This is a genomic window from Roseateles sp. P5_E11, from assembly GCF_054049355.1.
Map to the genome: position 1 here is coordinate 1 of NZ_JBFUMO010000472.1, position 4,590 is coordinate 4,590.

Sequence of the window (4,590 nt, forward strand, 5' to 3'; positions counted from 1 at the left end):
TGGGTGCTCGCCACGACGACGGACATGGTGAACTGGACCCAGCATGGCGCCATCGCCTCCCTCCGGGATTTTCCCTGGGCCGCCAAGGAGATCTCAGGCGGGGATGGTTTTGACAACGGCGCCTGGGCCCTCCAGGTGATTGAGCGGGATGGCAAATGGTATCTCTATGCTCCGTTGCAAGGCCGGGGCATTGGCGTGCTGGTCGCCGACAATCCCCTCGGGCCTTACACCGATCCCCTCAAAAAGCCGCTGATCGGCGGCCAGTATGACAGTATCGATCCGACCGTTTATATCGACGACAAGGGCCAGGCCCATCTCGCCTGGGGCAATCCCAATCTGTGGTCGGTGAAGCTGAACAAGAACATGATTTCCTACGACACCAGCGTCGGGGAGAACGGCCTCATTCGGCATCCGATGACCATCAAGGCCTTGGGCGAGCGCATCCCTGCGGACGCAAAACGCGGCACGTCTTACGAAGAAGGCCCCTGGCTCTATAAGCGCAATGAGCGCTACTACCTGTTTTTTGCCGCTGGTCCGCTCCCTGAGCCTCTCGGCTACKCCACCGGCCCCACACCGCAAGGGCCGTGGACTTACGGCGGCCCCGTCATGGCCCCGCAGAGCGCCTTCACCAACCACCCGGGCGTGGTCGATTACAAGGGCAAGACCTACCTTTTCTATCACAACGCCGCGCTTCCGGGAGGCGATGGCTTCAAACGTTCCGTGTGCGTCGACGAGTTGAAGTTCAACCCCGATGGTTCGGTCCCGATGGTGCAGCCGACCAAGGAAGGGCCGGCACCGGTCGGCCCGCTCGATCCCTACAAGCGAGTCGAAGCCGAGACCATCGCCTGGTCTTCCGGCGTCAAGATCGAGCCGAGCAGCGCCGGCGGCCAGAACGTGCGCGACATCCACGACGGGGCCTATATCCAGGTGCGAAATGTCGATTTCGGCGTGACCGGCGCGCGCGCCTTCATGGCCAGCCTCTCCAGCACGGCCAAGGCCAAGGAGGCCAGCGGGGCGAAGATCGAGATTCGTCTGGGCAAGCTCGACGGCCAGTTGGTCGGCACCCTGCCGGTCTCGGGAACCGGCGGCGAATGGAAGCAGCAGTTGGCCGAGATCTCTGGAGCCTCCGGCATCCAAGATCTTTTCTTTGTATTCCGCGGTGCGGCCGGCGAAGAACTGTTCAAGTTCGATTACTGGCAATTCTCAAAATAGCTGTAGGCATCGGGTCGGCACGAAGTCGAACTTCCCAATACGCGAGACTAATTTGTTTTTAATTGCCGGCCTAAGCCCGGCCTGACGATTTCGTGGAAGTTTCCTATGCGCGGCCGTTTTTCCTTGCCAGTTATATTTCTGTTATTGATTATCGGATTCAACGGCGTACTCGCATCACCGCCAGAGCAGCGCATTACGCTGCAAGGCGATGCGGGCGGGAAGCGTTTTGACGGCATCGGCGTCGTCGATGGCGGCGGGGCCACTTCGGTCTTGTTGAAGGATTATCCKGAACCCCAGYGCAGCCAGATCCTAGATTTGATTTACAAGCCCAGGTTCGGTGCCTCCGTCAGCGCGCTGTACGTCGAAATTCCCGGCGACGGCAATTCCACGCAGGGTTCCATGCCCAGCCACATGCACAAGCGCGATGACTYGAATTATTCGCGCGGCTATATGTGGTGGGTTATGCAGGAGGCCAAGAAGCGCAATCCAAAACTCTCGCTTGATGCCACCGCCTGGAGCGCGCCCGGATGGCTGGGCGACCAGGGCCCGGTATTTAAAAAACAAGCCGGTAGCGACGACAAGGGCGACCTCAACTTCTTTTCACAAGACACGGCCAACTACTACGTGACGTGGCTCCAGGGCCTGCGCCAGGTGTATGGGCTGGAGCTGGACGCGATCGGCATTCGCAATGAAAAGGGCGTGAGCTATGACTTCAGCAAGGCGCTGCGCACGACCCTGACAGCGAATGGTTTCAAGTCGACAAAGATTCACGCCTTTGACAACTGGCCGGACGATTGGAAATTCAATTTTGTGAAGGACATGCTGACGGACAAAGACTTGCGCGACTCGATCGACATCATCGGCGCCCATATCAATCCGCCCGAGTCATTTACGCCGGCATCGGTGCGCGAGTTGGCCGACCGCCTCAACAAGCCGATCTGGAATACCGAGCAGCACGTGTACAAGGCTGGCTACGACGGGCTGATCTCGATGGTGCAGGGTTTCAACGAGAATTTTGTTCGCAGCGGCGCCACCAAGGTCGTCAACTGGTATGGCATTGCAGGCCTGTACACCATGACCCCGTATTCCGGCGAGAAGGAAGCGGCCATACGGGCCAATTGGCCTTGGAGTGCGCATTACCAGCTCAACCCCGTGCTTTGGGGTTACGCCCATTACGGCCAATTCACCGAAATTGGCTGGACCTACCTCAAGGGTGGTAGTGGCGACCTGACGGCGGGCGGCACTTATGTCACCCTGAAATCGCCAGCCAGCGACTACAGCATCATCCTTGAAACCAAAGACGCCAAGGCCCCGCAGCAGGTCCGGTTCGAAATTGGCGGCGGCCTGTCGTCGAACGAGCTGGCTGTCTGGCGCAGCAATGAGAAGGAGCACTTCGTACGCCAGGATGACCTCGAACCGGTCAATGGTGTCGTGACGCTCACCCTCGATCCGCATGCTGTCTATTCACTGACGACCACCCGCGGGCAGCGCAAGGGTGGTTTCGACAAGATCCCGGAGGTCAAGGCTTTCCCCTTCCCCTATTACGAGACCTTCGAACAGTACGCCGATCCGAAGCAATGGGGTTATTTGCCGCGCTACTTCTCCGACATCAGCGGTGCCTTCGAGTTGACCGCTTGTCCAGGGGGGAAGGGACGTTGCTTGCGTCAGATGACGCCAGTGCCAACGATCTCGTGGGGGCCCGACTGGCAGCCGTACACCATCGTGGGTGACGACGCCTGGCAAGACTACGAAGTCAGCGCCGACGTGTATCTGCAGCCTGGCGACGCGGCCGCCGTGATGGGGCGTGTGAACCACGTTGGCACGGGTTTCGGCGTCACGCCGAAGGGCTACTTCGCGCAACTGGACGACAACGGGCAGTTGCGGTTGGTGGTCATTCGCGGCAAGGCTGACCCGAAGAAGCTGGAAGGCGACGCCGAGCAGCAGGCCTTGATCAAGGCRCAAAACGACAGCAGTCCTGGTGGCGAAAAAGTGCTCGCGACGACGCAGTTGGCGGGCATCGCGCCGAACCGGTGGCACAAATTGGCGCTGCGTTTCAGCGGGTCCACCATCACCGCCGTCGTCGACGGTAAAGCGGTACTCAGTGCGACCGACACGCTGTACGGGAAGGGAATGGCGGGACTGATGGCGGGCGCATCGCAGAACCGGGTCAGCACGCCGTACTTCGACAATGTGCTGATCAACAGGCTGGATGGCACTTTGCCGAAGCCAGCGACCGCCATCGCTGGACAGCGTCCGGTTTATCCAAGCTCGGCGCGGTGAACTTCTGCGGTCGATCATCGGTCTGACCGATGATGGTCGATCTGAAATCGACATGTTCTCCTACGAGAAACGCGGCGAGCATGAGTCGCGGTGGGCAGCCGGCAGATGGACGCTGACCACAGTGGTCAGCGCGTAACCCAGCGGTGCACGGGTCAAGCTCGCGGCATCGTGCTATCCCGGGGCCGAAGCGGCGGCCGGSRGGCGSCCGAGCAGCCGGCGGGGGATGTACTGGTAGTCCTTGCCGTCCGGCTTCTTCCAACCCAGGATCAGCGCGAGACCGTAGCCAGGCCCCTGRAAGTARCGCACACGGAAATTACGCAGGCCCTTGGCCAGCTTCACGGTTTCCATCAGCGGATAMGCCGCATGGATGCCGTCGTTGTTGATCACCTCCACGTCATCGATGGTSAGGATGGCCCCRTCGTCSGACAGCAGCATGAGGTCCATGGTGAGGTCCTGCGGCATRTTGACGGTGAAGCGGATGTCCAGCCCGAACCATTCGTTCATGTCCAGGCCAGGGAAGCCCTCGCGGTGGTCGCGCGGCGTGATGTCGAGCTGGGCCAGGCAAACGGTCTTGATGGGTTTGCGCCGGCGCATTTCGTTCACCGACTTGGYGTCCGGTCGGAGGCGGTAGACCTCGGCCACCATCGGCCGGTCCGGTGAGTCCGCGCATTCCTCAAACAGCTTGGCCGGCGCCGCGCTGCTGGCCGCCGGGGCAGGCGCTGGCGGCGGGGCCACGCTGACAGCCGGCGGTGCCGGCGCCACCGCCACCACSGGCGCGACGGCTTGCGGCACGGGCGCGACCTTGGGCACCTCGATCACCGGGAGTTCGGGCATGGGCGGCATGCTCGGGGGCGGCAGATCGGGCATCTTTGGGGCGGGTGGCGGGGGCTCGGGAGGCTTTGGCGGGGTCTTGAGCTCAACGATGCTCACATCCGTGATGCGGGGCTTCTCTGGGGGCGGCACGCGGGTGCGCCACATCAGCACCGCCGCCAGCAGGATGAGATGGACGATCACCGCAATGGTCAGCGCATAGCCGTTGACCCCCCGCCGCCATTGCTGCTGCTGTCCGGTTTCAGTCGTGGTCGGGGCGGGGTCGTG

Annotated in this window: 3 protein-coding genes; 2 read left to right on the forward strand and 1 reads right to left on the reverse strand. The window is 61.7% G+C overall.

All coding sequences use genetic code 11. The annotated features are described in order from the left end of the window. Both ACXJKR_RS24840 and ACXJKR_RS24845 read left to right on the forward strand, forming a co-directional pair. Positions 1-1,212, forward strand: a 1,212-nt coding sequence (locus ACXJKR_RS24840; RefSeq protein ID WP_457325088.1) for a family 43 glycosylhydrolase, incomplete at its 5' end; no start/stop codon positions are given. Between the two features lie 105 nt (positions 1,213-1,317). Next, a complete protein-coding gene (locus ACXJKR_RS24845; protein WP_457325089.1) occupies positions 1,318-3,492 on the forward strand; it encodes a family 16 glycoside hydrolase in 2,175 nt (724 codons plus the stop codon). 171 nt (positions 3,493-3,663) lie between these two features. Here the strand turns inward: ACXJKR_RS24845 and ACXJKR_RS24850 are convergent. Continuing rightward, positions 3,664-4,590: PA14 domain-containing protein (locus ACXJKR_RS24850; RefSeq protein WP_457325090.1), on the reverse strand; the 927-nt coding region annotated here is incomplete at its 5' end.